The sequence below is a fragment of the Pseudotabrizicola sp. genome (assembly GCF_030656345.1).
GTDB lineage: Bacteria > Pseudomonadota > Alphaproteobacteria > Rhodobacterales > Rhodobacteraceae > Pseudotabrizicola.
Genome location: NZ_JAUSNR010000024.1, coordinates 76,016 through 96,790, shown reverse-complemented (window position 1 = coordinate 96,790; position 20,775 = coordinate 76,016). Strand labels below are relative to the sequence as shown.

Annotated in this window: 19 protein-coding genes and 1 pseudogene; 12 read left to right on the top strand and 8 right to left on the bottom strand. The window is 63.0% G+C overall.

Annotation, left to right across the window (positions count from 1 at the left end; all coding sequences use genetic code 11):
* Positions 1-5 precede the first annotated feature (5 nt).
* Entirely contained in the window at positions 6-1,607 is a 1,602-nt protein-coding gene (locus tag Q7J44_RS14795; RefSeq protein ID WP_304881150.1) for a bifunctional UDP-sugar hydrolase/5'-nucleotidase, read from the bottom strand.
* Positions 1,608-1,783: 176 nt separating this feature from the next.
* On the opposite strand from Q7J44_RS14795, the gene Q7J44_RS14790 reads away from it, so the two are divergent.
* The 4 genes from Q7J44_RS14790 to Q7J44_RS14775 all read left to right on the top strand — a co-directional run bounded on the left by Q7J44_RS14790 (position 1,784) and on the right by Q7J44_RS14775 (position 6,109).
* Positions 1,784-2,122, top strand: a complete 339-nt coding sequence (locus tag Q7J44_RS14790) for a DUF952 domain-containing protein (protein ID WP_304881148.1) — start codon at positions 1,784-1,786, stop codon at positions 2,120-2,122.
* Positions 2,119-3,177, top strand: coding sequence for a quinone-dependent dihydroorotate dehydrogenase (locus Q7J44_RS14785; RefSeq protein ID WP_304881146.1), 1,059 nt, complete (start codon positions 2,119-2,121; stop codon positions 3,175-3,177). Before Q7J44_RS14790 ends, Q7J44_RS14785 begins: the two co-directional genes overlap by 4 nt.
* A gap of 162 nt (positions 3,178-3,339) precedes the next feature.
* Positions 3,340-4,707, top strand: coding sequence for an aspartate aminotransferase family protein (locus Q7J44_RS14780; RefSeq protein ID WP_304881144.1), 1,368 nt, complete (start codon positions 3,340-3,342; stop codon positions 4,705-4,707).
* Positions 4,708-4,714: 7 nt separating this feature from the next.
* Complete coding sequence (locus Q7J44_RS14775; protein WP_304881142.1) at positions 4,715-6,109, top strand: glutamine synthetase family protein; 1,395 nt, start codon at positions 4,715-4,717, stop codon at positions 6,107-6,109.
* Positions 6,110-6,167: 58 nt separating this feature from the next.
* Here Q7J44_RS14775 and Q7J44_RS14770 read toward each other — a convergent pair whose 3' ends face one another.
* Genes Q7J44_RS14770 through fabA form a run of 3 tightly spaced genes read right to left on the bottom strand, consistent with a single transcriptional unit; the run spans position 6,168 to position 8,725 of the window.
* Positions 6,168-6,956, bottom strand: coding sequence for an enoyl-ACP reductase (locus tag Q7J44_RS14770; protein ID WP_304881141.1), 789 nt, complete (start codon positions 6,954-6,956; stop codon positions 6,168-6,170).
* A gap of 9 nt (positions 6,957-6,965) precedes the next feature.
* Positions 6,966-8,195, bottom strand: a complete 1,230-nt coding sequence (gene fabB / locus Q7J44_RS14765) for a beta-ketoacyl-ACP synthase I (RefSeq protein WP_304881139.1) — start codon at positions 8,193-8,195, stop codon at positions 6,966-6,968.
* 20 nt (positions 8,196-8,215) lie between these two features.
* Positions 8,216-8,725, bottom strand: coding sequence for a bifunctional 3-hydroxydecanoyl-ACP dehydratase/trans-2-decenoyl-ACP isomerase (gene fabA / locus Q7J44_RS14760; RefSeq protein WP_304881137.1), 510 nt, complete (start codon positions 8,723-8,725; stop codon positions 8,216-8,218).
* Positions 8,726-8,882: 157 nt separating this feature from the next.
* Between fabA and irrA the strand changes: the two genes are divergently transcribed.
* A complete protein-coding gene (gene irrA / locus Q7J44_RS14755; RefSeq protein ID WP_304881135.1) occupies positions 8,883-9,299 on the top strand; it encodes an iron response transcriptional regulator IrrA in 417 nt (138 codons plus the stop codon).
* Positions 9,300-9,302: 3 nt separating this feature from the next.
* On the opposite strand, the gene Q7J44_RS14750 is transcribed toward irrA, so the two are convergent.
* Entirely contained in the window at positions 9,303-9,623 is a 321-nt protein-coding gene (locus Q7J44_RS14750; RefSeq protein ID WP_304881133.1) for a DUF6476 family protein, read from the bottom strand.
* Here Q7J44_RS14750 and Q7J44_RS14745 point away from each other — a divergent pair.
* From Q7J44_RS14745 to Q7J44_RS14715, 7 genes are all read left to right on the top strand, one after another.
* Positions 9,622-10,680 (top strand): RluA family pseudouridine synthase, encoded by a 1,059-nt coding sequence (locus Q7J44_RS14745; protein ID WP_304881131.1) that lies wholly within the window; start codon positions 9,622-9,624, stop codon positions 10,678-10,680. The genes Q7J44_RS14750 and Q7J44_RS14745 overlap by 2 nt on opposite strands.
* 167 nt (positions 10,681-10,847) lie before the next feature.
* Positions 10,848-11,741 carry an RNA polymerase sigma factor RpoH gene (gene rpoH, locus Q7J44_RS14740; protein ID WP_304881129.1) on the top strand — a complete coding sequence of 298 codons (894 nt, stop codon included), beginning with the start codon at positions 10,848-10,850 and terminating at the stop codon, positions 11,739-11,741.
* A 222-nt stretch (positions 11,742-11,963) separates the two neighbouring features.
* Positions 11,964-12,656 carry a phosphatidylserine decarboxylase gene (locus tag Q7J44_RS14735; protein ID WP_304881127.1) on the top strand — a complete coding sequence of 231 codons (693 nt, stop codon included), beginning with the start codon at positions 11,964-11,966 and terminating at the stop codon, positions 12,654-12,656.
* Complete coding sequence (gene pssA / locus Q7J44_RS14730) at positions 12,653-13,408, top strand: CDP-diacylglycerol--serine O-phosphatidyltransferase (protein ID WP_304881125.1); 756 nt, start codon at positions 12,653-12,655, stop codon at positions 13,406-13,408. Before Q7J44_RS14735 ends, pssA begins: the two co-directional genes overlap by 4 nt.
* Position 13,409: 1 nt before the next feature.
* Positions 13,410-14,033, top strand: coding sequence for a class I SAM-dependent methyltransferase (locus Q7J44_RS14725; protein WP_304881123.1), 624 nt, complete (start codon positions 13,410-13,412; stop codon positions 14,031-14,033).
* Positions 14,034-14,107: 74 nt separating this feature from the next.
* Complete coding sequence (locus Q7J44_RS14720; protein ID WP_304881122.1) at positions 14,108-15,100, top strand: Gfo/Idh/MocA family protein; 993 nt, start codon at positions 14,108-14,110, stop codon at positions 15,098-15,100.
* Positions 15,101-15,290: 190 nt separating this feature from the next.
* Positions 15,291-16,112 (top strand): B12-binding domain-containing protein, encoded by an 822-nt coding sequence (locus tag Q7J44_RS14715; protein WP_304881120.1) that lies wholly within the window; start codon positions 15,291-15,293, stop codon positions 16,110-16,112.
* 9 nt (positions 16,113-16,121) lie between these two features.
* Here Q7J44_RS14715 and Q7J44_RS14710 read toward each other — a convergent pair whose 3' ends face one another.
* From Q7J44_RS14710 to Q7J44_RS14700, 3 genes and pseudogenes are all read right to left on the bottom strand, one after another.
* Positions 16,122-17,948, bottom strand: coding sequence for a M3 family oligoendopeptidase (locus Q7J44_RS14710; RefSeq protein ID WP_304881118.1), 1,827 nt, complete (start codon positions 17,946-17,948; stop codon positions 16,122-16,124).
* A gap of 80 nt (positions 17,949-18,028) precedes the next feature.
* Positions 18,029-19,683, bottom strand: a pseudogene (locus Q7J44_RS14705) (ATP-dependent DNA ligase).
* The gene (locus Q7J44_RS14700; RefSeq protein ID WP_304881116.1) at positions 19,680-20,696 is read right to left on the bottom strand and encodes a ligase-associated DNA damage response exonuclease; all 1,017 of its coding nucleotides are present in this window, start codon (positions 20,694-20,696) and stop codon (positions 19,680-19,682) included. Before Q7J44_RS14700 ends, Q7J44_RS14705 begins: the two are co-directional and overlap by 4 nt.
* Between the last annotated feature and the right edge of the window lie 79 nt (positions 20,697-20,775).

Below are 20,775 nucleotides of genomic sequence, written 5' to 3'. Positions count from 1 at the left end.
TGCCGTTATTTCCGGGTGATGCGCCCGTCCAGATAGGGCGCATAGGGCTGCGATTTTGCCAGATATTCCGCCATCACATCGGCCAGATCTGGGCCGAAATCATAGGCGTTGCTGGCGTCAACGAACATGCGGTAGCCATCCCCGCCGCCGCGCATGTAGTTGTTCGACACCAGCATGTATTCCGCCGCCGGATCAATCGGTGCCCAGGCGTCGCCACCGACCAGAACCATCACCTCTGAAACACGGCTTCCCACGTCTTGCGCCGGATCAAAGGTGTATTTCATCCCCGCCACCTGCGCAAAGCGGCCTGCGCCGTCTTCCAGCCCGCTGGTGCCGTTTTCAAGCGCAGCCAGAATCACATCGCCGGTGACGGTAAAGGTCGACAGCGTGTTCTGGAACGGCAGCACGCTCAGCGCTTCGCCCATCGTGACCGGACCGGCATCGATGGAACTGCGCAGGCCGCCGCCGTTGGTGATGGCGATGGTCACGCCCTGATCCTTGACCCGGTCGAGCATAGCATCGGTCACCAGATTGCCCATCTGGCATTCGCCCTGACGGCAGGTTTCGCGGCTGCCATCAATCGCCTCGGTCGTCTCGCCGATGACGGTGGCTTTCAGCTCTTCGATCGGCCCGGCAAGCTCGGCGACGCGGGCCTCGATGGCCGGGTCGGGGATGACACTGGCGTCCAGAAGGATGGTATCGCCGCCGGCGTGGATCAGCGACCCGTCATCATCAAAGGTCAGCTCCAGATGGCCAAGGTATTTCGAATAGGCATAGGCCTGCACCACCGGCACCATGGCACCCGAGTCCTGGCTGACCCAGGTCGGGTAGGCCCCGGCGCGGGCCGGATCGCTGGCAGACAGGTAGGTGTGGCTGTGGCCGCCGACCACCGCGTCAATCCCCGGCACGGCGGCAGCGATTTCCAGATCGCGGGTAAAGCCGACATGGGTGACGGCGATGATCTTGGTCACACCTTCGGCTTCCAGCGTCGCCACATCGGCTTTCAGACTGTCGATCTCATCCTGAAAGATTACCGAAGGGCCGGGGCTGGAGGTTTCAACCGTATCGGTTGCCAGAACCGAAATGATCCCGATCTTTTCGCCCCCGACCTCCAGCACCACATGGTTCTGCACCCGGCCTGCCAACACATTCGACTGGCTGACATCAAGGTTGCCGGAAATGACCGGGAAAGTCACCTTGTCGAGAAAGTTTGCCAGCCCTTCGGGGCCATCATCAAATTCGTGATTCCCCAGCACCATGGCGTCGGGGCGCAACTGCTCCATGAACTCGGCCTCAACAGCACCTTTATAGGTGGTGTACATCAGGCTGCCCTGAAACTGATCACCGGCATCGACAAAGATCACATTCTGGCCATCGGCGGTCAGGCTGTCGCGCAACTCGTTGACCTTGGTTGCCACGCGGGCGATGCCGCCAAAGCACTTGTTCTCGGCGGCATCCTCGGCGGAACAGGTCGAATCGGATCGGTTGATCGCCTCAATCCGGCTGTGGAAGTCGTTGATATGCAAGACATGCAGCGTGTAATCGGCCTGCGCCGCCCCCGCCGACAGCGCAATGGCCGCAGCGGACCCAAGCAAATGGTTTTTCATAAGGTGACTCCCGTGTTGTTTGATGGGCCGAGCGTGACTCGCAAGACCGGCCGAGTCAAACCCGTGTCTGGTTCGCGGCCCTGCCTGACCTTGCGTCACCTTTGCAAATGCCCGGTGACAGGTGGTTGCCCCGCAGTTGCCATTGACCGGGCCTTCCGCAATGTGCATGGAAAGCCATGCTGATTTACAAGATCTTCCGCCGCCCCGAATGGGATGCGTTCCGCGCCGCAGGTGAAACCGCCGGGGCACCCGTCGATCTGGCGGATGGGTTCATCCATTTCTCGACCGCCGCGCAAGTGGCCGAAACCGCCGCGCGCCACTTTGCCACCGAAAGCGATCTGGTGCTGGTGGCCTTCCGTTCAGGCGCGCTGGGGACCGATCTGAAATGGGAGCCGTCACGCGGGGGGGATCTTTTCCCGCATCTTTACCGCCCGTTGCGGCTGTCTGATGTGGTCTGGGACAAATCGCTGCCTCTGGGGGCCACGGGCCATATTTTCCCGGAAGGTGTGTGGTGAACCTGATCGAACGCGCCGGGCTGGCCGTCCTGCACCGGCTGGACCCTGAAACGGCGCATGGCCTGTCGCTCCGGGCATTGAACAGTGGGCTGGTGCCCCTGCCGGGCGTGGTGACATCGCCACGTCTGGCCTGCACGATTGCAGGGATGCAACTGGCCAATCCGGTCGGGCTCGCTGCCGGGTACGACAAGAATGCAACCGCGCTTGGGCCGCTTGCCCGTGCGGGCTTTGGCTTTCTGGAGGTGGGGGCCGCAACGCCGGAGCCGCAGCCCGGCAATCCGAAGCCCCGTCTGTTCCGCCTGACCGAGGACCGCGCCGCGATCAACCGCTTCGGCTTCAACAATGACGGGATGGCGGCGATTGCCGCGCGTCTGCAAAATCGTCCGCGCAGCCTGCCCATCGGCCTCAATCTGGGGGCGAACAAAACCTCGAACGACCGCGCAGCTGATTTCGCCCATGTGCTGGCGACCTGCGGGCCGCATGTGGATTTTGCGACCGTCAACGTCAGTTCTCCCAACACCGAAAAGCTGCGCGATCTGCAAGGGCCGGCGGCCCTGACCGCCCTGCTGGCGCGGGTGATGGAGGTGCGGGCAGCACTGGCGACGCAGATCCCGGTGTTTCTGAAAATCGCTCCTGACCTTACCCCGGACGAGATTGCCGAAATCGGCGCGATTGCCGTCTCGGCGGGGCTGGCGGGGATTATCGCCACCAACACCACGCTGTCGCGCGAAGATCTGAAAAGTGCAACCCACACTGAGACTGGGGGCCTATCGGGCGCGCCATTGTTCGAAAAATCCACCCGCGTGCTGGCGCAGCTGTCGCTGGCCACCCACGGGCAGTTGCCGCTGATCGGCGTGGGTGGCATCGGCAGCGCCGAACAGGCCTACGCCAAGATCCGCGCCGGGGCCTCAGCCGTGCAACTTTACACGGCGATGGTCTATGAAGGCATCGGCCTCGCCGCCCGCATCGCACTTGGCCTTGACGCGCTGCTCGCCCGCGACGGCTTCAACACCGTTGCCGAAGCCACCGGAACCGGCCGCGCCGACTGGCTCTAGGTCAGGCCGGCGCGGACCCTGCCAATTGCTGCTTTCCAAATACTCACTCTTGCGCCGGTATCGCTGCGCACTGCTCACAGATCTGACCGCAAACCTGCCCCACATCGCCCTCTTGAATTTGATCAAATTCCCGGCAATACTGCGCCAACCAGAGAGACCACCATGTCACAGCCAACCATTGCCGGAGTGCCGACTGACCGCCTGACCGCCTTTGCCGCGCGCGAGGCGCAGCGTTATACAAGGTCGCGGCCCAGGTCGGCCAAGGCACTGGCAGATGGGGCAGGGGCCTTCCTCAACGGGGTGCCGATGCACTGGATGCGCGACTGGCCGATGCCGCATCTGCCACTGGTCGCGAAGGCCAGGGGTGCGCGGATCACCGATATCGACAGTTACGGGATTGACGATTTCTGTCTGGGCGACACCGGCAGCATGTTCGGCCATTCGCCGAAGCCCGTGGCCGATGCCATCCGCAAACAGGCGCGTCACGGGCTGACCTATATGCTGCCGACGACCGCCGCGATGGAGGCAGGCCGTCTGCTGACCAAGCGCTTCGGCGACTTCCGCTGGCAGATCGCCACCACGGCCACCGACGCCAACCGCTTTGCTTTGCGCGTGGCACGGGCGGTGACCGGGCGGCCAAAGGTGCTGGTGTTCAACGGCTGCTATCACGGCACGCTGGACGATACGATGGTCGAACTGGCGGATGGTCGCACCGGCAACCGCCCCGGGCTGGTGGGGCAGGTGCAGGACCTGTCTCTGGGCGCGGTGGTCTGTGAATTCAACGATCTGGCCGGGGTCGAGGCGGCGCTGGCCAAGGGCGATGTGGCTGCGGTGCTGACCGAGCCGGTGATGACCAATTCCTGCATGGTCCTGCCTAAGGGTGGGTTCCATGAGGGCTTGCGCGCGCTGACGCATCGCTATGGCGCGCTGTTGATCATGGATGAGACCCATACAATTTCGACCGGGCTGGGCGGCTATACCGGGGTACATGGCCTGTCACCGGATATGTTCGTGGTGGGCAAATGCGTCGCCGGTGGGATGCCGACAGCGGTCTGGGGCATGACCGAGGCCGTGGCCGCGCGCTTTAACGAATACGACGCGACCCGTCCGCCGGGTCATTCCGGCATGGGGACCACATTGTCGGCCAACCCCATGCAGTTCGCCTGTCTGGTGGCGACCCTTGCGGACGTGATGACCAAAGACGCCTATGCCCAAATGGACAAAGGCGCGGCAAAACTGGCCGCAGCCTTGCAGCAGTCGATCGACGCTCATGGTGCGCCCTGGCACGTGGTGCGGGTGGGCGCGCGGGTGGAGTTCATCTGCGCCCCCGGTCCGCTGCACAATGGCACGGAGGCCGCTAACGCCCACCAACCGCAGGTCGAGGCGGCCTTGCACACCGCGCTGCTGAACCGGGGCTGTCTGATTGCGCCGTTCCACAACATGATGCTGGTCAGCCCCGCCACCCGCCCGCGCCAGATTGATCGTCTGGGTCTGGCCTTTGATGAAATCCTGTCCGAGCTTTTTGCCTGAGTGTCCCATGACCACATTGCACAGCCCCTCCGGCTCGACCGTTGCCGAGGCCGAAGCCTTCCTTGCCGCCCATCCGGAGATAGAGGCGTTTGACATCGTCTTGCACGATTCAAACGGGATTGGCCGCGGCAAGATCATCCGCCGGCATGAGCTCTTGTCGTTTTACGATAACGGCCGGCATCTGCCGATTTCCATCCTGGGCCTCGACATCTGCGGTGAGGATGTGCATGAAACCGGGCTGATCTGGGATCAGGGCGACGGCGATCTGCGGGCTTGGCCAATTCCGGGCACCCTTGTGGTGCTGCACAACACCACCCCGCCGCGTGGCGAAGTGCTGATGTCGATGTATGATCTGGACGGCAGGCCGATGCCGTCTGACCCGCGCCATGCGTTGAAGCGTCAGGTCGATGCGCTGGCTGGCGAAGGGCTGCATCCGGCGGGGGCGTTTGAGCTGGAGTTTTTCCTGCTTGCCAATGAGCGCGGAGCGGATGGCAAGATGCAGCCCGCGCGGGATGTGCTGGACGGGCGCAGATCGTCGAAGACCGAGGTCTATTCGGTCGACCATCTCCACGGAATGCTGCCGCTGTTTTCCGACATCTACGCTGGTGCTGCCAAGGCGGGCATCACCGCCGAGACGATGATTTCCGAATACGCCCCCGGTCAGTATGAGCTGACCCTGCATTACCGCACCGATGTGATGCAGGCGGCGGATGATCTGATGCGGCTGAAACGCATCGTGCGGGCGCAGGCCCGGGCACATGGGGTGACCGCCTGTTTCATGGCCAAGCCGAATGAGGATTACGCAGGCTCCGGCATGCATTTCCATGTCTCGATGATGGATGCCAAAGGCACCAACGTCTTTGTTGAGGCGCAGGAGGGGGTGTGGAACCCCACGATCCTGCACGCGCTTGGCGGATTGCGCGCGACGATGGGGGAATCTATGCTGGTCTTCGCACCCCACGCCAATTCCTGGCGACGCTTTGCGGCGCAAAGTTACGCACCGGTCAGCCCTACCTGGGGCGTGAACAACCGGTCTGTCGCCTTGCGGATCCCGGCTGGCGATATCCGGGCGCGCCGGATTGAACATCGCCCGGCGGGGGTCGATGCCAACCCCTATCTGGTGGCAGCAACCGTTCTGGCCGGCATCCGCCACGGATTGCAGCACAAGATCGACCCGGGGCCGGAGACGGTGGGGAACGGGTATGAGGCGGGGCAGGATGCGCCCGCGATTCCGTTGGACTGGCGGCAGGCGATTGAGGCGGCGAAGGCTTCGGATTTTCTGAAAGAGGCGTTGGGCGAGGACATGCACCGCACCTTCACTGCGATCAAGGCAGCGGAGTATGCGCGGGTGATGCGTACAGTGTCAGAGGTCGATTTCGACCTGTATCTGCACACGGTCTGACCGGGCGATTTTTCTGCGAAAAATCGTTTCTACGAATTTTCGCAGAAAATTCTTGCGCTTACATGTTCGCGGGCTGCGGGAAGCCCAGCACATGATAGCCGCCATCGACATGGATCACCTCACCCGTGGTCGAGGCCCCGAAATCGGAACACAGCCAGGCCGCCGTGCCGCCAATCGCCTCCAGCGTGGCATTCGCGCGCAGGGGCGCGTTTTCTTCGGTGTGGCGATAGGTGGCCCGCGCGCCGCCGATGGCGGCCCCCGCGAGGGTTTTCATCGGGCCGGGAGAGATCGCGTTGACGCGGATCTTCTGCGCGCCCAGATCATTGGCCAGATAGCGCGTGGCGCTTTCCAGCGCCGCTTTGGCCACGCCCATCACGTTGTAATTCGGTGACACGCGGTTTGAGCCCTGAAAGGTCAGGGTGATCAGGCTGCCGCCATCCGGCATCATCTCTGACGCGCGACGCGCCACGTCGATGAAGGAGAAGCACGAAATCGTCAGCGAGTTCTGGAAGTTCCCGCGTGACGTGTTGATGAACCGGCCCGTCAACTCGTTCTTGTCGGAAAACGCGATGGCGTGGATCAGGAAATCCATCGTACCCCAGCGATCCTTCAGGGCGGCAAAGCAGGCGTCCATGCTGTCGTCGTTGGTCACATCAACATCGACCAGCAGGTCAGACCCGACAGAGGCCGCCAGCGGCTCCACCCGCTTGCCGAAAGCGTCGCCCTGATAGGAAAACGCCAGCTCTGCGCCCTCATCGGCCAGCGTCTTCGCAATGCCCCAGGCGATCGAGCGTTCATTCGCCACGCCCATGACAAGCCCGCGCTTGCCCTTCATCCAACCGGCCATGATCTGTCCTTACGCGCGATATTTGCTCATCACCAATGTCGCATTGGTGCCGCCAAAGCCAAAGCTGTTGGACAGGACAGAATCCATCTCCACGCCCTCGCGATAGGTGGTGGCGATTTCTTCGGGTTTCAGCTCGGGGTCAAGCTGGGTGACATTGGCCGAAGCCGCGATGAAATTGCCCTGCAACATCAGCAGGGAGTAAATCGCCTCATGCACGCCGGTGGCACCCAGGCTGTGGCCTGTCAGCGATTTGGTCGAGGAAATCGGCGGCACCGAACCGTCACCGAAGACCCGGCGCACGGCTTTGACCTCGGTCACGTCGCCTGCGGGGGTGCTGGTGCCATGGGCATTGATATAGCTGATGCTGCGGCCTTCAGGCAGGGTGGCAATGGCCTGCCGCATCGAGCGCTCGCCGCCCTCACCCGAAGGGGCCACCATGTCGTGGCCGTCGGATGTGGCACCATAGCCGGTGACTTCGGCATAGATCTTTGCCCCGCGCGCCAGTGCGTGGTTCAACTCTTCCAGAACCACCACACCACCGCCGCCGGCAATCACGAACCCGTCGCGCGTCGCGTCAAAAGCGCGCGATGCGGTTTCGGGCGCGTCGTTGTACTTGGATGACATGGCGCCCATGGCGTCAAACAGGCAAGACAGCGTCCAGTCCAACTCCTCACCCCCACCGGCAAACACGATATCCTGCTTGCCGAACTGGATCAGCTCTGCCCCGTTGCCGATGCAATGGGCCGAGGTGGAACAGGCCGAGGTGATCGAATAGTTCACGCCCCGGATCTTGAACGGCGTCGCAAGGCAGGCCGAGTTGGTGGATGACATGCCTTTTGTCACCCCGAACGGGCCGATCCGTTTCGGGCTGCCGGAATCGCGCACAATATTGTGGGCCTTGAAGAACGACTTGGTCGAGGGCCCGCCAGAGCCGACGATAATGCCGGTGCGGTCGTTCGAGATGTCCGACGCCTCGAGCCCCGAATCTTCAATCGCCTGCCGCATGGCGATGAAGTTGTAGGCTGCGCCGTCGCCCATGAAGCGCAGATCGCGCTTGTCGATATTGTCCTCCAGCACGATCTGCGGCTGACCGTGGATCTGGCTGCGGAAGCCGCGTTCGGCATATTCGGGCGCGAAGACGATGCCGGATTTCCCGGCCCGCAGGGATGCTTCAACCTCAGCGGCGGTGTTGCCGATGGGGGAAACAATGCCGATGCCGGTGATGACAACACGACGCATGGGCGCCTCCTATCTTGGGGTCAGGTGGCCGAGAGGGCCACTTTCATATCTGTCACTTGGTAAATCACTTCGCCGTCGGCTTCCACCCGGCCATTGGCCACGCCCATGGTCAGGCGGCGGGTCGACAGCGCCTTGGTGAAATCGACGAAATAGCGCAGCATCTTGCGGTCAGGCCGCACCATGCCGGTCAGCTTCACCTCACCCACACCCAGCGCATAGCCGCGACCCTGCCAGCCGCGCCAGCCGAGGTTAAAGCCGGTCAGCTGCCACAACCCGTCCAGGCCAAGGCAGCCGGGCATGATCGGGTTGCCGGGGAAATGGCAGTCGAAAAACCACAGGTCGGGGCTGATGTCGAATTCGGCCACCACATGGCCCTTGCCGAATTCACCGCCATCTTCGGAAATCTCGGTGATGCGGTCCATCATCAGCATCGGCGGCGCGGGAAGCTGGGCATTACCGGGGCCGAACAATTCACCACGCGCGCAGGCCAGAAGTGCCTCTTTGTCAAAGCTGGACGGAAATTGACCCATCGTCGACTGTTCTCCCGTAGTCCGGTGTCATTCGTTTCAATGCTGTAACACTTGCACAGAGTCAGAGGCAAGGGCGCGCCGCGCAGGCACTCTCCCTGTTTTCCATTGAAATCGGGGGGGCAAGCGCTTTATATGAAGGATGACGACAGGAACCCATATGCAAAATTCGGCACTGGAACGTGGAACGGAATGGCTGGCAAAGGGCGGTTTGCGCCCGACGCGCCAGAGGTTGTCGCTTGCCAGTCTGCTGGTGGGCGACGGGCTTGACCGGCATGTCACGGCGGAAAGCCTGTTCGCCCTGTCGGTGCAGTCAGGCGACCGGGTCAGCCTTGCCACGGTTTACAACACCTTGCGCGCCTTTTGCGAGGCTGGGTTGATGAACGAAGTGGTGGTGGACGGATCGAAAAGCTATTTCGACACCCGCATGGATGATCACCCGCATTTCTACTGGGAAGACACGGCAGAGCTGACCGATGCGCCCAAGGATCAGCTGGAAATCAGCGGCCTGCCCGACGCGCCCGACGGCACCGAGGTTTCACGCGTCGATGTGGTGATCAGGCTGAAGCGGGTCTGACGTTCAGGGCTGTGTGCTGCTGGTGACGCCCACCACATCCACTTCCTGCCGCAACGCTCCATCGCGGCCGAAGATCAGAATGCGGTCATCTTCTGTGACCACAGCAATGAAATCGCGCCCCATCGTCACCGCCGCTGCCCGCGCGCCGTCGGGCAGGGCCAGCTGATCCGGCGTGGCCAGTGGCGAGATATCCGGCATACGGGTGACAAGCAGCCCGACCACGGTTATGACACCGACAATCATCGTGGCGGTAAGTGTGATCACCAGCCATTTCAGAAGTCTCAGCGAAGGCGGAAGCGCTTCGGTTTCAGGAGTGTTGTTCATGTCAGGCCCTTTTGCCGATGCATCCGAGGACGACGAGTTCACCCTGCTGGTGACCATCGCGACAGGCTGCGCTGACCGTCTTGATAAGGCGCTTGCCCGTTCGGTGCCAGAGGAAGCGTCGCTTTCCCGCACCCGGCTGATGAAGATGATCGGTGAGGGTGCGGTCTGGCGTGGGGGTGAGGCGCTGACCGACCCCAAGACGCGCGCTGAGGATGGTGATGTGATCACCCTGTTCCTCGACCCGCCTGTCAGTGTGGATACACTGGCCGAAGACATTCCGCTGAGCGTGATCTATGAAGATGACCACCTGATCGTGGTCGATAAACCCGTCGGCATGGTGGTTCATCCGGCCCCCGGCACGCCATCTGGCACGTTGGTGAACGCGCTGCTGGCCCATTGTGGCGACACGCTGTCAGGCATCGGTGGTGAGCGGCGGCCGGGGATTGTGCACCGGATCGACAAGGACACCACCGGCCTGTTGGTGGTGGCGAAATCCGACAAGGCGCATCACGGTCTGGCCACGCAGTTCGAACGCCATGACGTGAACCGCCGCTATCTGGCGCTGGTGCATGCCGTACCCAATGCTGCCGACCCGCGCCTGCGCGGGATCAAGGGGGTCACGTTCGAGACCGGCGGCATCATCAAGATTGCCACCCTGCTGGCGCGCCACAAGACCGACCGTCAGCGGCAGGCGGTGGTCTGGCATGATGGCCGCCACGCAGTCACGCGGGTTCGGGTGCTGGAGGCGTTTGCCGATCAGGCCGCACTGGTGGAATGCTGGCTGGAAACCGGGCGCACCCATCAGATCCGGGTGCACATGGCCCATGCCGGGCATGGGCTGCTGGGCGATCAGACCTATGGCGGCAAGCGCAAACTGTCGCCCAAGGCGCTCACGCCCCTTGCCGCCGACATGGGCAACGGCTTTCCCCGGCAGGCGCTGCACGCGGCCACGCTGGGTTTTACCCACCCGGTCACCGATGAATGGCTGGAATTCACCTCGCCGCTGCCAGACGATATCGCGACGCTTTTAGAGGCGATGCGCGCACCCAAAGACTGACATTCGCGTGAAAACCCGGTCACATACCTTTCCGTGAGGAACGGAAAGGGCTTCACTGGGCGTTAATCAAGGGATGATAGGTCGTGCCCTTGCAGGGGCGGCAGGCAAACCTTAGGTTAAGCGGTCCCCGGGGGCTGATGGCACCGGGGCGAAACAGGGGGCGAAAGATGAGCACCTATACCAACCTACCCGCACCAAGCCCGGAACAGGGCCTGAACCGGTATATGCAGGAAATCCGCAAGTTTCCGCTGCTGGAACCGGAAGAAGAATACATGCTGGCCAAGGCCTGGGTCGACCGGCAGGACAGCGCGTCGGCGCATAAGCTGGTGACCAGTCACCTGCGCCTGGCCGCCAAAATCGCCATGGGCTATCGCGGCTATGGCCTGCCGCAGGCGGAAGTGATTTCCGAGGCCAATGTCGGCCTGATGCAGGCGGTCAAGCGGTTTGACCCGGAACGCGGCTTCCGTCTGGCGACCTATGCGATGTGGTGGATCAGGGCCAGCATTCAGGAATATATCCTGCGGTCGTGGAGCCTTGTGAAACTGGGCACCACCAGCGCGCAGAAAAAGTTGTTCTTCAATCTGCGTAAGGCCAAGGCCAAGCTGGGCGCGCTGGAAGAAGGCGATCTGCGCCCGGAAAATGTGGCCCAGATTGCCAAGGATCTGTCGGTGACCGAGGATGAGGTCATCGCCATGAACCGCCGCATGGCCGGTGCCGATGCGTCGCTCAACGCGACCGTCGGGTCCGAGGATGGCGGCGCGCAGTGGCAGGACTGGCTGGAAGATGAAAACAGCAATCAGGCCGAGGCTTATGCCGAGACGGACGAGCTGGACATCCGCCGCCGTCTGCTGGTGCAGGCCATGTCGGTGCTGAACGACCGCGAAAAGGAAATCCTGATGCAGCGCCGTCTGGCCGAAGAGCCTGTCACGCTGGAAACCTTGTCGGAAAAGCACTCGGTCAGCCGCGAACGCATCCGCCAGATCGAAGTGCGGGCGTTTGAAAAGCTGCAGAGCAAGATGCGCGAACTTGCCAAGGGCAAGGGCATGGTGGTTCCGGGCTGATGCTGCCGCCCTGTCGAAAGGAAGGCGGCCCCGCTACGGGCCGCCTTTCGCATGTCTGCAAGCCCTTGGCCTTACGGCTGGGGACCGTTACCACTCCCAGCATAACTGGCGGGCATCCGCCGAAAATCTGACGTTTTTGTCGGCTGATGTGTCGTTTTTGTTTGCCCCCGCCGGGCGGGCAGGCTACGTCCTCGGCCATTGGTTAAAAGGACCGGACCAACCATGACCATGCTGGGCACTTTTCTTAAACCGATGCACCCTGAGGGCTATAAATTCGTGGCAATCTTTGCCGCGATCACCCTTGTGCTGTTCTGGCTGTGGGAGCCTTTGGGCTGGATCGGCGTCGGCCTGACGGTCTGGTGCTACTACTTCTTCCGCGATCCCAAGCGCACCGTGCCGCAGGGCGCGGGCATTCTGGTCTCGCCTGCCGATGGTGTGATCAGCCTGATCGAACGCGCCGTGCCTCCGCCGGAACTGGGCATGGGGCCGGAGCCGCTGATGCGGGTGTCGGTGTTCATGAACGTGTTCAACTGCCACGTGAACCGCGCGCCGGTTGCCGGCACCATCGGTGCCATGAGCTATCGGCCGGGCAAGTTCCTGAACGCCTCGCTCGACAAAGCGTCGGTGGACAATGAGCGCAACTCGCTGCGGATTGACCTGCCTGATGGCCGCCAGATTGCCGTGGTGCAGATCGCTGGTCTGGTCGCGCGCCGCATCATGTGGTGGGTGGCCGAAGGGCAGGGCATTCGCACCGGCGAACGCTTTGGCCTGATCCGTTTTGGCAGCCGTGTGGATGTTTACCTGCCTGAAGGCGTGAACCCGCAGGTTGCCATCGGCCAGACCATGGTGGCGGGCGAAACCGTGCTGGCGGTGCTGGGGCGTGAATTGCCGCAGACCATGGGCCGTCTGGAATGACCGAAGAGCCGAAAGCGCCGCTGCGGCGCCGGATGCACATTCTGCACCTGCTGCCGAACCTGATCTCGATCCTTGCGCTGTGCGCCGGGCTGACCGCGATCCGCATGGCGGTCGAAGGGCGGTTTGGCTGGGCGGTGGCGCTGATCGGCCTTGCCGCCGCACTGGACGGGATCGACGGGCGGCTGGCGCGGATGCTGAAATCTGAAAGCGCCATCGGGGCCGAGCTGGACAGCTTGTGCGATCTGGTCAATTTTGGCGTGACCCCGGCACTGGTGCTGTATTTCTGGGGCATGCGCGCCGACACCTCGCTCGGCTGGATTGCGGTGCTGATCTACGCGGTGTGCTGCATGTTGCGTCTGGCGCGGTTCAACGTCGGCAATCGTGAGCCGGAGGCTGCCGATAAACCCAAGGGCTTTGTCGGTGTACCCTCGCCTGCGGGGGCGATGCTGGCGCTGTTGCCGATCTATCTGGCTTATGGCTTTGACAACGCCCTGCGCCTGCCGCCATGGGCGGTTTCGATCTGGATGGTCTTTGTCGGCGCGCTGATGATTTCACGGATGCCAACACCTTCTTTCAAGGGGGTGAGGATCTATACCGAAAACGCCCGCTTCATCCTCGTGGGGTCGGTGGCGCTGATTGCCGCCTTGCTGACCTATCCTTGGGTCACATTGCTGTTGCTGGATCTGGTGTATCTTGCGGCAATCCTGTTTCTCTGGCGCAAAAGTGCGCGGTCTTTAAGGAGTGTCGTCTGACATGGATATCCACGCTGTCCGCAAATCCTATGCCCGCTGGGCCCCGATCTACGACGCCACATTCGGCGTGATCACGCGGGTGGGGCGACGCCGGGCGGTGTCTGTGCTGAACGGGCTGGGCGGGCGTGTGCTGGAGGTGGGGGTGGGCACCGGCCTGTCCCTGCCCGCCTACCGGCCCGAAGTTCTGGTGACCGGCATCGACGCCAGTGCCGAAATGCTGGAAAAGGCGCAAGGCAAGGTGTCTGAACTCGGCCTGTCGAATGTCGAAGCGCTGCGCCTGATGGATGCGCGCGTGCTGGAATTTCCCGACAACAGCTTTGACCACATCTCAGCGCTGCACATCATGTCGGTCGTGCCGGAACCCGAGCGGGTGATGGCCGAAATGGCCCGCGTGTTGCGCCCCGGCGGCACCATCGTCATGGTCAACCATTTCGCCCGCGACCCGCAGGACAAGGGTGCGCTGCCTTGGCTGGAACGGGTCTTTGCGCCCTTTGCCGACCGTCTGGGCTGGCATTCCGACTTCCGGCGCAGCACCGTCACCGATACGCGCGGGCTGAGCCTGATCGAAGAGGTGGCGCTGCCGCCCTTCGGCATGATGACCCTGATGCGGTTCCGCAAGGACTGATACCGCGCCTCAAGGGGCTTCCCCCTGTCGCCCCAAGCCGTTAGGCTGATTGCGCTAACAGGGAGAGACAGCAGATGAAACCAGTTCGTTGGGGCGTGCTTGGCGCGGCCAAATTCGCACGTGAGCATATGGCTCCGGCCATCCATGCCGCCGCAGGGGCCGAACTTGCGGCTCTGGCCACGTCAGACCCTGCCAAGGCCGACGGCTTCCGCGCCTTTTGCCCCGGCCTGCAATTGCATTCCAGCTATGATGCGCTGCTTGCCGATCCGACGATTGATGCGGTTTACGTGCCGCTGCCGAACCATCTGCATGTGGAATGGACGCTCAAGGCACTGGCCGCCGGCAAGCATGTGCTGACCGAAAAGCCCATCGCCCTGCGCGCCGAGCAGATCGACCAGATCATCGTCGCCCGCGACGCCAGCGGGCTGCTGGCGGCAGAGGCGTTCATGATCGTACATCATCCGCAATGGCAACGCGCCAAGGAGTGGCTGGCAGAGGGCAAGATCGGCCAGCTGCGCCACGTCGATGCCGCCTTCAGCTATAACAACGCGGCAGAGCCGGACAACATCCGCAACCGCCCCGATACCGGCGGCGGGTCGCTGCGTGATATCGGGGTATATACCCTGGGGTCGATGCGCTTTGTCACCGGAGCGGAACCCGTGGACGTGGCGGCTAAGATCATTCTGGACGCCGGGGTTGAGGTGTTTGCCGATCTGAATGCCATGATGCAGGGCCCGACCGGGCGATTCACCTATCGCTCGATGACCTCGATGCGGCTGGCCAACCGGCAAGAGGTGGTGTTTCAGGGCGACAAGGGCATGATCCGCGTCGGCTCTGCCCCGTTCAACGCCAACGTGCACGACGTGGCCTCAGTCGAACTGCACCTGCCCGGCCAGCGCGTGATCACCGACCGCTTCCCGACCGACAACCACTACAAGCTGCAGGTCGAAGCCTTTGGCCGCAGTGTCCGCACCGGGGCCGCTTATCCGTGCCCGCTTGAATTTGTGCGCGGGACACAGGCGATGATGGACCGCGCCCTTGATACCGCACAGGAAATCACGCTCTAGGGCGAAAAAGCCAATGATTTCTGCGTTGCAGCATGCAGATGCAGCGCAGATTTCTGCAAAACTTGTCTGGACAGGTTGACACATTTGGACAAGAGTTGATCCAAGGACAGGAATCGTCCGGGGGGACTGCCCCGCGTCACAAGGCCATCCGGCCCGTTCAACGCGCGGCTCAAGATCAAAGTGACCAGACATGGCAACACGCTTTCCAGCGCCGTCCGCTGATGCCCGCCGCGCATCACGCTCTGACAGCCAGCGTTCAGGGGCTTCGACAGCCAGTGTATTTTCGTTTGCCGAAGAGGTCATCCTGCGTGTCGCGGCACAAGCGCGCCGTGACCGGGTAGAGGCGACGGCCCCGAAAATCGCTCTGCTGAGCAAGGCCCTGTTGTCCGAAGACGATGCTTTGGCGGCTGACTATGTGCGCGATGCGCGGCTGGGGGGAATGACCGCTGATACGCTGTACTACGGCTTGCTGGCGGGCGCGGTGCAGCAGGTCGGAAACACCTGGGCGCGTGACGGGATTGCGATGCCGTCGATGCTGCGCACCTCGCATCGGGTGTGGCGGATCATGAACGATCTGCGCGATGTCTTTGTGCAGATCTCTGACCGCAAACCCGGCCAGCACGCGGTTTTTGCACCCTGTCCGCAAGAGGGCCATATGATCGGCCTGACCATGACCGCCGATGATCTGCGCCGTCGCGGCTGGGAAATCGAACTGGTGTCGAACGACGACCATGACGGCCTGATCGCCGATATCGAACGCCGCGCGCCGATCAGCGTGGCTCTGGGGGCGACGTCGCCCGAAATGACCCTGCCGCTGACCCGGCTTGTGGTGGCGCTGCGCGCGCATATTCCCGGGGTCTGGGTGATGATCGGCGGGGCGATCACCACGCACGAACCTGATCTGCGGGATCTGACCGGCGCTGATGCCGTCGCCAATTCCGCCGAAGCGGCCGAGCAATTGATGCTCGCCCACCTTGCCAGTCTGGTAGAGCGCCGGTCCAACCGGATGTAAGGCGGGAGGTCAGTCCTCCATCGCCTCCAGCTCGTCGATAAAGCCTGCAATCATCGACAGGCCCTTGTCCCAGAATTTCGGGTCCGATGCATCCAGCCCGAACGGTGCCAGCAGCTCCTTGTGGTGCTTTGATCCGCCAGCTTTCAGCATCTCGAAATACTTCGCTTCAAAGTCCGGCAAGCCATCGGCGTAAGCCGCATACAGCGCGTTCACCAGCCCGTCACCAAAGGCATAGGCATAGACATAGAACGGCGAATGCACGAAATGCGGGATATAGGCCCAGAAGGTTTCATAGCCGTCCATGAAATCAAACACATCGCCCAAGGATTGCGCCTGCACGCTCATCCACAGCGCATTGATGTCATCCGGCGTCAGCTCGCCTTCCGCCCGCGCGGCGTGCAGTTTGCATTCAAAGTCGTAGAACGCGATCTGGCGGACCACGGTGTTGATCATATCCTCGACCTTGCCCGCCAGCAGGGTCTTGCGCTCGGCCTTCGTCTTGGCCTGATCCAGCAGTTTGCGGAAGGTCAGCATCTCGCCGAACACACTTGCGGTTTCTGCCAGCGTCAGCGGGGTGGAGGACAACAATTCACCCTGACCCGCCGCCAGCACCTGATGCACGCCGTGGCCCAGCTCATGCGCCAGCGTCATCACATCGCGCGGCTTGCCCAGATAGTTCAGCATCACATAAGGGTGCACGGTAGACACGGTGGGGTGTGCGAAGGCTCCGGGGGCCTTGCCCGGCTTGACCCCGGCGTCGATCCAGCCCTTCTCAAAGAACGGCTTCGCAATTTCGGCCATTTCGGGCGCGAAGCTGCCGTAGGCGTCCAGCACCGTCTTCGTCGCCTCATCCCAACCCACCACGCGCGCAGGCTCCAGCGCCAGCGGCGCGTTGCGGTCCCAGACCTGCAACCGCTCCAGACCCATCCACTTGGCTTTCAGCCGGTAATAGCGGTGGCTCAGCTTTGGGTAGGCCGCGACCACGGCATTGCGCAGCGCCTCCACCACCTCGGGCTCGACATGGTTCGACAGGTGCCGGCCATGTTGCGGGCTTAGCATCTTGCGCCAGCGGTCATGGATTTCTTTTTCCTTTGCGAGGGTGTTGTGCACCCGGGCAAACAGCTTGATGTTCTTGTCAAACACCACTGCCAGCGCCCGCGCTGCGGCTTCGCGCTTGGCGCGCACCGGGTCGGTCAGCAGGTTCAGCGTGGCTTCAAGGTTCAGCTCTTCCTCTTCGCCCTCGACGCTGAACATCAACCCGGCCATGGTTTCATCAAACAGCTTGTTCCACGCACTTGCGCCCACGACCGACTCGTCATGCAGGAATTTTTCCAGCTCGTCCGACAGCTGATGCGGCCGCATCGCCCGCATCCGGTCAAACACCGGCTTGTAGCGGGCCAGATCGGAATTGGCGGCGATCAGCGCGTCCAGCGGGACGTTTTCCAGCCGGTTGAACTCAAGGCTGAAAAACACCAGCGGCGTGGTGAAGGTGGTGATCTTGTCCTGCACATCGGCCATGAACTTGGCGCGGTCGCTGTCCATCGTGTTCTGGTAATAGCGCAGCCCCGCAAAGGACATCAGCCGCCCGGCAACAATGTCGATCTGCTCATAGGCCAGCACACAGGCCAGCATCGCACTTGCATCCAGACCCGTCAGCTTGCCTTCATACGCCGCCGCAAATTCCGCGCAGGCCGTTTCCAGCCAGCCCATATCCGTCGCGAACGCGTCCGACTCCGGCGAAGGATACAGATCGCGCAGATCCCATTCGGGCAGGCTGCCAAACCCGCCAGAGGTTGCATTGGCATCAAAAACGGGGCGGGGCATTGGCAGGGTCATGGACCATCCTTCCAGAAATCTCTTTCCTTCAAATAGGGGCGGCGTTGCCGAAAAGACAACCCGCTGCCCATCATCTGTTTCTAAATATCCTGGGGGTCCGGGGGCAAAGCCCCCGTCTTTTTTACTTTTGCGGGCAAAGCCACCGCACCCGACATCTGCCGAAGCAGCTCGCGCAGGCCGTCCAGCGTGTCAATCTCGTCCACCCCCTTATCCTTGCGCCAGCGCAGCATGCGCGGAAAGCGCAGCGCGATGCCGGATTTGTGGCGCGGACTTGCCTGTATCCCCTCGAACCCGATTTCGAACACCAGCTCGGGTGAGACCCGGCGCACCGGGCCGAAGCGTTCCAGCGTGTGCTTGCCGACCCAGCGGGTGATCTCGGCGAACTCCACGTCGGTCAGGCCGGAATAGGCTTTGGTGAAGGGCACCAGATCATTGCCGTCACGCACCGCAAAGGTGAAATCGGTGAACAGGTTGGCCCGCCGCCCGTGCCCCGCCTGCGCATACAGCATCACCGCGTCCACCGTGAACGGGTCCAGCTTCCATTTCCACCAATCCCCCCGCTTGCGCCCGGTGTGATAGGGCGAGGACAGGCGTTTGAGCATCAACCCCTCGGCCATCCGGTCGCGTGCCTGCGCGCGTATCGCGGTCAGCGCGGCCCAGTCGCCAACGGCGGCTGGCGAAGGCGACAGTGGCAGCCCGGGCGGCAGGGCGGCCAGCACCGCCTCCAGCCGTGCGCGGCGGTCTGACAGGGGGGCGTCGCGCAGGTCCAGACCCTCCGCTTCCAGCAGATCATAGGCCAGAAAATGTGCCGGGGCCTCGGCCAGCAGTTTTTTCGGCACGGTCTTGCGGCCAAGGCGCTTTTGCAGATCTGCAAAGGGCAGGGGGGCAGAGCCGTTCCAAACCACGATCTCGCCATCCAGCACGGTGCCGGGGGGCAGATGGTCCTGCAGGGGGGGGCAAATTCGGGAAAGCGGTCGGTGATCAGATCCTCGCCCCGGCTCCAGACCGCAAAGGCCCCATTGCGGGCGATGATCTGGCCGCGGATGCCATCCCACTTCCATTCGGCCAGCCAGTCGGTTGCCGGGCCAAGGCTGTCGGGTGCCGCCTCCAGCGGACTGGCCAGCGCAAACGGATAGGGCCGTGCAGCCTGCCCCGCACCACCTTCCTGCGTCAGGTCGACAAAGCGGGTGCGGGCCGGGTCCCAGTCACCCATCAGCCGGTGCGCCATCACCGCCTCTTCCACGCCGGTCGCCTGTGCCAGCGCGCGGGTCATCAACCCCCGGCTGACCCCCATGCGAAAACCGCCGGTCAGCAGCTTGTTGAACAAAAACCGCTCATCCGGACCCAAAGCTGCCCATGACGCGGTGACAAAGGCCCGGCGTTCCGCTTCGGGCCGCCCGGTCAGCGCCATCAGCGCGCGGATGGTGGCATCCAGCGACGGGTCGGTCTCTTGGCCTGGCAAGGGCAGCAGGCGGGCGATGGTTTCCGCCAGATCGCCTGCCACATTGTAAGATTCCTCGAACAGCCACAGCGGCACCCCGGCCGCCTCTGCCGCCCAAATGCGCAGTTCGGTGGCATTGACGGCGCGCTTCGGGCGGCGGCCCGACAGCAGGGCAATGGTCCAGACCCGGTCCGCCTCGGGGGCGGTGCAGAAATAGGCAGACAAGGCGGCAGTTTTCTCGCCGGTTTTTGTCGTGGCGTCCAAGGCATTGAACAGGGCGGCGAAACGCTTCATGCCGGTTCCGCCGCGCTTTCCGTATCCGCTTCATCACCGCCGAATTCGGTCTGGACGATCCCGGCGTCATAGCCCTGTTCCTCCAGCCAGCGCCGGAACGGCGTGGTGTAGCCGTGGGTGACAAAGACCCGCTCGGCCCCGGTGGCGCGGATCGCCGTGTTCAGGCCGGGCCAGTCGGCGTGATCCGAGATCACAAAGCCGGTGCCAAGGCCCCGGCGGCGACGGATGCCACGCAACGCCATCCAGCCGCTGGCAAAAGCCTCAGCCGTAGGGCCAAAGCGCCGCGCCCATGCGGTGCCAAGCGCCGATGGCGGCGCAATCACCAAGGCCCCGGGATGCGATTTCGCATCAATCCCGGGCGTGACGCGTATGGTTTGCGGCAGCGCATAGCCCTGATCGCGCAATATGCGGGTGGTTTCTTCCACCGCGCCATGGGTCAGGATCGGGCCCGCATCGGGCAGCAGCGTCATCAGCCGCTGCGCCTTGCCCAGACCGTAAGCCGCCAGGATCGACACCCGCCCCTCTGCCGCATTGGTCTGCCACCACGCGGCCAGTTGCCCGGCAATCACCGCCTGCGGCTGCCAGCGGAACAGCGGCAGGCCAAAGGTGCATTCGGTGATGAAGGTATGGCAGGGCACCGGCACAAACGCCTCGGACAACCCGTCATCCTCGACCTTGTAATCGCCCGAGACGACCCAGACCTCGCCGCCGCGCTCCACCCTGATCTGCGCGGATCCCGGCACATGCCCGGCGGGGCGAAAGCTCACGCGGACCCCGCCGATCTGCCGCACCTCGCCATAGGCAATCCCCTCGGCCACGATCTGCCCCAGCCGGTGGCGCATCACCGGCAAGGCCTGATCCGTGCAAAGATAGTGGCCATGGCCCCATCTGGCGTGATCGCTGTGGCCATGGGTGATCAGCGCCCGGTCAACGGGCCGCCACGGGTCGATGTAGAACCCGCCTTCGGCACAGAAAATGCCGCGTTCGGTAAAACTGAGCAATTCTGCGGACATGGGCAGAGATTAGCACGCCCCCGCAATCGGGAAAGGTCACAGGACACATTTGCGCCGCACAAAATGCGGGCGAATGGGG